This is a genomic window from Dactylosporangium sucinum (assembly GCF_014647515.1).
Classification (GTDB): domain Bacteria; phylum Actinomycetota; class Actinomycetes; order Mycobacteriales; family Micromonosporaceae; genus Dactylosporangium; species Dactylosporangium sucinum.
The window spans coordinates 22,837-29,048 of record NZ_BMPI01000010.1 but is presented as its reverse complement, the minus strand read 5'-3'; the positions used below and the strand labels follow the sequence as shown (position 1 = coordinate 29,048).

The 6,212-nt window shown below is 74.7% G+C and carries 7 protein-coding genes and 1 pseudogene; all 8 read right to left on the bottom strand.

What is annotated here, in order from left to right; translation table 11 throughout:
- Window positions 1–175: 175 nt before the first annotated feature.
- Window positions 176–2,653 carry a DNA translocase FtsK gene (locus IEZ31_RS12135; protein WP_190249908.1) on the bottom strand — a complete coding sequence of 826 codons (2,478 nt, stop codon included), beginning with the start codon at window positions 2,651–2,653 and terminating at the stop codon, window positions 176–178.
- 65 nt (window positions 2,654–2,718) lie between these two features.
- On the bottom strand, window positions 2,719–3,357 hold the full coding sequence (locus IEZ31_RS12130; protein WP_190249907.1) for a hypothetical protein: 639 nt from the start codon (window positions 3,355–3,357) through the stop codon (window positions 2,719–2,721).
- On the bottom strand, window positions 3,327–3,611 hold the full coding sequence (locus IEZ31_RS12125) for a hypothetical protein (RefSeq protein ID WP_190249906.1): 285 nt from the start codon (window positions 3,609–3,611) through the stop codon (window positions 3,327–3,329). Before IEZ31_RS12125 ends, IEZ31_RS12130 begins: the two co-directional genes overlap by 31 nt.
- A 2-nt stretch (window positions 3,612–3,613) precedes the next feature.
- Window positions 3,614–4,096, bottom strand: coding sequence for a DUF488 domain-containing protein (locus IEZ31_RS56550; protein ID WP_229834791.1), 483 nt, complete (start codon window positions 4,094–4,096; stop codon window positions 3,614–3,616).
- Complete coding sequence (locus tag IEZ31_RS56545; protein ID WP_229834789.1) at window positions 4,089–4,487, bottom strand: hypothetical protein; 399 nt, start codon at window positions 4,485–4,487, stop codon at window positions 4,089–4,091. The genes IEZ31_RS56550 and IEZ31_RS56545 overlap by 8 nt, the downstream gene beginning before the upstream one ends.
- The gene (locus tag IEZ31_RS12115) at window positions 4,484–5,266 is read right to left on the bottom strand and encodes a ParB/RepB/Spo0J family partition protein (protein WP_229834877.1); all 783 of its coding nucleotides are present in this window, start codon (window positions 5,264–5,266) and stop codon (window positions 4,484–4,486) included. Before IEZ31_RS12115 ends, IEZ31_RS56545 begins: the two co-directional genes overlap by 4 nt.
- A gap of 5 nt (window positions 5,267–5,271) precedes the next feature.
- Entirely contained in the window at window positions 5,272–5,928 is a 657-nt protein-coding gene (locus IEZ31_RS12110; RefSeq protein ID WP_190249903.1) for a DUF5131 family protein, read from the bottom strand.
- A gap of 61 nt (window positions 5,929–5,989) precedes the next feature.
- A pseudogene (locus IEZ31_RS59360) lies at window positions 5,990–6,181 on the bottom strand (DUF5131 family protein); the annotation flags it as partial.
- Between the last annotated feature and the right edge of the window lie 31 nt (window positions 6,182–6,212).

Sequence of the window (6,212 nt, the reverse complement as noted above, 5' to 3'; positions counted from 1 at the left end):
GCGGCGGTGGCGGCCGGGTCGGGCAGCGGGTGCGAGCTGAGCCGCAGACCGGCGTGCAGGGCCAGCGCACCGCGGTGCGTGATGCGCTGGCCCCGGTTCTCGCACGGCTTGAGCGCCGCCGCGGCGGCGAAGGCGTGCGGGTGCTGAATGGTGATGGCTTTCATCGGGCTCGTCCTCAGCTCGCCGCGGCCCGGGCCGCCGGGCCGGTCACCAGCTCGGTCAACGCCTGATCCAGGGCGTCGGGCTTGATCAGCACATCGCGGGCCTTCGAACCCTCCGACGCTCCGACCACCCCACCCTCCTCCAGCCGGTCCATGAGCCAGCCGGCCTTGGCGAACCCGACCCGCAACTTGCGCTGCAGCATCGACGTGGACCCGAACTGGCTGGTGATGACCAGCTCGGCGGCCTGCACCAGCAGGTCCACGTCGTCGCTGCTCATCTGTGCCGCCGACGAGGTGGCGGCCGGGGACGAACCCTCGACCGGAGCGGCGACGGCGACGGCGTCGACCAGCTGCGCGCTCTGGTTCTTGCAGTGCCGCACCACCGCGTCGATCTCCGACTCATCGACCCAGGCGCCCTGCAGCCGGATCGCGCTGGCCTCGCCCATCGGCAGGAACAGCGCGTCGCCGCGGCCGAGGAGCTTCTCCGCGCCGGGCTGGTCGAGGATCACCCGCGAGTCGGCGAGGGACGAGGTGGCGAACGCCAGCCGCGACGGTACGTTCGCCTTGATCAGGCCGGTGACCACGTCGACCGAGGGCCGCTGGGTGGCCAGCACCAGGTGGATGCCGGCGGCCCGGGCGAGCTGGGTGATCCGCACGATCGAGTCCTCGACGTCCTTGGGCGCGACCATCATGAGGTCGGCCAGCTCGTCGACGACGACCAGCAGGTACGGGTACGGCTTGAGCACCCGGTCGCTGCCGGCCGGTGCCTGGACCTGCCCGGCGCGCACCTTGCGGTTGAAGTCGTCGATGTGGCGGACCCCGGCGGCGGCCAGGTCGTCGTAGCGCATGTCCATCTCGCGGACCACCCAGTCGAGGGCGTCGGCCGCCTTCTTCGGGTTGGTGACGATCGGCGTGACCAGGTGTGGAATGCCGGCGTAGGCGGTCAACTCGACCCGCTTCGGGTCGACCAGCAGCAGCCGCAACTCGTCGGGGGTGGCCCGGGTGAGCAGCGAGACGAGCAGGGTGTTGAGGCAGGCGGACTTGCCCGCGCCGGTCGCGCCGGCGATAAGGATGTGCGGCATCTTGGACAGGTTGACCAGCACGTAGCTGCCGCCGACGTCCTTGCCCAGGCCGACCAGCAGCGGGTGCGAGTCGGGGTTGGCCATCCGGGCGCGGAGCACGTCGCCGAGCAGCACCTCCTCCCGGTCGCGGTTCGGCAGTTCGACCCCGACGAGGCTCTCGCCGGGAATCGGCGCGATGATGCGGCACTCGGCGCACTTCACGGCATAGGCGAGGTTCTTGGCCAGTTTCTCCACCGCCTCGACCTTCACCCGGTCGCCGAGCTCCACCTCGTAGCGGGTCACCGTGGGCCCGCGCCGGTAGCCGGTCACCGTCGCGTCCACGTCGAACTTCTCGAACACGCCGGTGATGGCGGCCATGACCTCGTCGTTGACGGGGCTGTGCGCCAGCGGCGGCGGACCGGCCGCGAACATCGCCAGGTCCGGCAGCTCGTATCCGCTCGTCGCCGAGGGCTGGGTGGGGACTGCCGCCGGGACGGGCTTGCCCGGCGCGGGCGGGGATGCCGGCATGGCCGGGAACGCCGGCACGCTGGCGGGCAGGGCCGGCGGCTGGCCCGCGGCCGCGGCCGGGGCGGGGGCCGGGGCAGCGGTCGGCATCGGGGGCACCGACGTCGGCGCCGGGGAGGCGGGCATCACGACGATGCCGGTGGACGGCGACACGACGGGCGCGTCGACCGGGCCGGGGTGCGCGGCGTCGTCCAGGTCGTCCTCGGACGCGGGCCCGGTGAGCGCCGCGTGCAGCCAGGCGAAGCCAGCCGCGGCGTCAGCGATCCATGCCCGTCCTGCCGCGCGGGCGCCGGCGACGGCCAGCAGCCCGAGCAGCGGCACCGCGATCCAGGCGGTGACGGCCCACTCGAGCAGGCCGCCGACCAGCCGGCCGACGAGACCGCCGGCGCGGTCCATGTGCGTGGCGCCGCCAGCGACGATGTCGAACAGGCCGGAACTGCCCGAGACGACGGCGGCCCAGCCGAAGACCCGTCGGCGCAGCGGCTGCGGCGCGCGCAGCATGGCCCGCACGCCGGACACGACGAGCAGCAGCGGCAACACCATCGCGGGCAGGCCCACCGAGTACCGCGTGACGACGGTCAGCAGGGTGCCGAACGGGCCGGCGCCGCGGAACCACAGGGCGTAGGCCAGCAGCACCCCAACGGCGATGAGCGCGACGCCGAGCGGGTCGCGGCGGGCGGCGGGCGCCACCTCGGCCCCGCCGGCCTGGCGCACGAGCCAGCCGATCCCGCGCGACAGGCCCTTGGCACCCGCGCCGACCGCCTGGCCCACCTCGTTGAGCGTGCTCTTGCCCGCCGGCGGCGGCGGGGGCGGGGGCGCGCTCGCCGGGCGGCGCCTGCCCGAGGTCCGGGTGCTGCTGCTGGTGCGGCGCCGCGTCGCGGCGGGTCGCCTCTTACCGTCAGGCATCGTGCTGCTCCTTCGTCAGGGTCGCGATAGGGGAGTGGGGTCGCGGCGGGTCTGGGCGGTGGTGTTCACCACGCGGGTTCGTGGACGGCGACGTGGTCTGCCGTGAGGGACCGCCGGCCGGTGAGGTGCTCGCGTACGGTGCCGGTGACGGCGATGCGGGCGTGGAGGCGCAGCGGCGCGGCGCAGGCGGCCAGCGTGGCGGGCGCCAGGGTGACCTTGAGCAGGGCCGGACCGTCCAGCAGCGCCCACGCCTGCGCGCCGGCGCCGAGGTCGACGATCAGGCAGTCGACGACGGTGCCGGTCACGGTGACCCGGGCGCCGTCGATGAGCCTTGCGACCTGGCAGCCGGTGCACACCAGCGTCGACGTCCACCCGGCTGCACGGGCGGTTGACCGGGCGTCGGCCTCGTCCGGCAGGTGGTAGCCGGTGTCGCCGTCCTCGTCGAACAGGTAGCCGCAGGCGGTGCAGCGCAGCTGGACACATACCTCCGGCAGCTGCGCCACGGTGTACGGGCCGGCCTCGGGCGCGTCGGCCCACTCCTGCCCGCCGCCGGCGATCGCCTCCGCCTGGTCGCGGTAGTGCGCACCGTCGTGCTCGTCCTGGACGAACGCGGCCAGGTCGGCCAGCGCGACGTGCACCGGCAGGGTGATCCAGCAGCGGTCCGGCAGGGCCGTCACGCCGAACGCGTGGTGGTGGTGGGACACCGGCAACCTCCTTCCTGAGGTCCAGCGGCGGGCCGGCCGCGGTGGCCGAACGTCGGGGTCAGCGCGTCGTTGAGGACCTGGCGGCGGCGGGCGAGGGTCAGCTCGTCGTCCCGGTCGGCGCGGACGGCCGGAGCCGGCGCGGTCAGCGGCCGCGGCCGGCGGTGCGCCTCGCGGCGCACCTCGCCGTCGGTGGGGAACCGCTCGGCCAGCACGGCACGCAGCAGCGCGTCGCGGGAACCGGCGGGGCCCGTCACCGCTACCGCTCCGGCCCGGCGGCCGGCCCGCTGCTGGCACGCATCCAGGCGGTGCGCAGCAGCACCCAGCGGTGGCAGCGCTGCGGGTCGGCCTCCAGGCATAGCACCGCCACCGGCTCGCGCCGGGCCGCGTCGACCAGCGCGTCGAGCGCGGCCAGCGCCGCCGGTCTGGTCAACCACGCCGCGTAGGTGGCGCGCGCGGCGTCCAGCTCGGCCGGCCCCGAGCCGAACCCCGGCCGGTTGTCGCGCGGGTTGCCCAGCTCGGGCTGGTGCTCGTAGGCGATCCCGGCCGCGGCCAGCGCCTGACGCAGCGCGCTCTTGGCGAACCCGGGCCTGCGTGAGGCCGCCTGCTGGCGCACGTCGACCAGCCGAGTCATCCCGGCCGCGCGCAGCTGCGCGATCAGCGAGGCGAGCGTGTGGCCCTCATACCCGACGCCCAGCAGCCGCAGCGCATCCCGGCCGGTGTCGCCGGCGGGCTCAGCCACAGCCCTGCTCCGTGCTCGCGCCGCCGCTCGAGCACGCCGAGCACAGCGTGCCCAGCACCCCGAGCAGCGCCGGATCCGGAACCCAGCTGCAGCCGCCCGGGCACGCCTCGTCGTCGGTGCACCCGCACCGACGGCAGGTGCCCAGCATCGAGAACTCCAGCTCCGCGCTGAGCTCGTCCTCACCGACGTCGCAGCCGGGCGCGCCGCAGGGCAGACCCAGGTCTTCGAGCAGCCGGCACAGCGGGCAGGTGGCCGCCGCCGCAGCCGCATACTGGTCGGCGCCGGTCAGCGGCTGCCCGCACAGGGCCAGGGCCGCGTCGCAGCAGACGGTGTGCAGATCCGCGTCGACCAGCTGCGCCACCGCGTCCACGGTCAGCTTCGGCAAGCTCATCGCGCACCACCCTGGTCGGCGCGGATGGCGTCCTCCCAGCAGCTACCGCAGGCGACGCCACCGAGGGAGAGCCGGTCCCGGTGCGCCCGCCCGGCGGCCCGGCACCGCTGCCGGGCATCAGCGGCCAGCGGGTGGCCGTCGGTGAAGTGCTGCTCGCGCCGCGGACGGGGCGCGGCGGCCGACGGGGCCGGGCGGCCGTCCCGTTCGGCCCGACGCTCGCGGACCCGGCCCAGCGCCTCTCCCAGCGGCAGCGCCCGCTCGTCAACGGCCTGCTGCTCGCTCTCGTCCAGCTGCAGCAGCGCGAGCCGGTCGCGCACCCAGCCGTTGGGGCGGCCCACCCGGTGAGCGATCTCCTCGCGGGTGAGCCGGTGCTCCCACATCAGAATGTGCAGCGCCCGGGCCTCCGCGATCGGCTCGAACGGCTTGGCGTGGGTGTGCATCGCCAGCTGGTGCACGAGCCGGTCACACGGTGAGGGCCGCCGGCGCAGCACCGCGTCGATGTGGGTGCGCCCGGCGAGCTCGGCGGCCTTGCGTCGCCGGTGGCCCTCGATGATCTCGTAGCGGCGCTCACCGAGCTTGGCGACCAGGATCGGCTCACGCTGCCCGATCTTGGAGATCGACACGGCCAGCTCGCTGACGTCGCCGACATCGGTGCCACGCACGTTCGGGCCAGGGACCACCCAGGCCAGCGGCAGGATCAGCGCCGAGCTGGTCACCCGGGCCTCGTCGGGCCGCAGCGGCCGGTCCGGTCGCGCGGCGGACTGCTGAGGGATGAGCATGGTGGTCACGACGGACCTCCTCGGGATAGAGCCGGCAGCGCCGGCACGTCGGGATAAGCGCGGTGACGGAACTCGGCCGGCAGGTCGCTCCAGGCGCTGCCCTTGCGGGGCAGGCCGAGCTCGGCGGCCAGCCGGGTGCCGGTCTGCTTGAAGAAGAAGGCGGTGCCAGCGGCGGTGCACTGCGCGCGCAGGTGGCGCACCCAGTCGGCGGCCATCGGGCGAATCCCGCGCGCCGCGCCGGACTCACCGCCCACGACCACCCACCGCACAGCAGCTGGGCACGCGCCGAGAAGATCGCCGCCAGCGGTGTGAATCTCGCCGGCGAGCCCGTCGACGACCGACCGGCGGCCGCCCACGATCCGGGTCAGGTCGAGCGGCCCGATCAGCGGCTCCGCGGACACCCAGTGCACAGCGGCCGGAATCCGCAGCAGCTCGAGCACCCGCCAGGCGTGGTGCTGGTCTTCGACGCTCACCCCGAGCTGGACGTTCGGCAGCGGCCACGGCACCGTCAGTTCCGGCGCGGCTGCGGCGACCAGGCCGCGCACCGCGGCCACGAACTGCGGCTTGCTCAGCCGCGTCCGCAGGACGGTGGGCCGCTTGGTTAGGATCAGGAAGGTGTGCTGCGGGCAGCGGGCCATCACCGCGAACGCGCGGACGAGCAAGGTCGACCGGGATGTCGGACAGCCCCAGGTCGGACATGGAGTTGACGAAGATCCGCGCCGGGGTACGCCGCCGCAGTGGACCGTCGAGCCGGTCCTCGCGGACCGTCAGCGAGAAGCCGTGGGGGAACGCCGGGCTCCCGGCGAACCGCCGGGCGATGCCTTCGGCGTAGCAGAAGTCGCATCCCGGCGAGGCGTGCTCGCAGCCGTCCACGAAGTTCCACGAGAAGCCACGTCGACCCGTCACCGGGTCCATGCACCACTCGATCGACGTCGAGGTCAGGCCC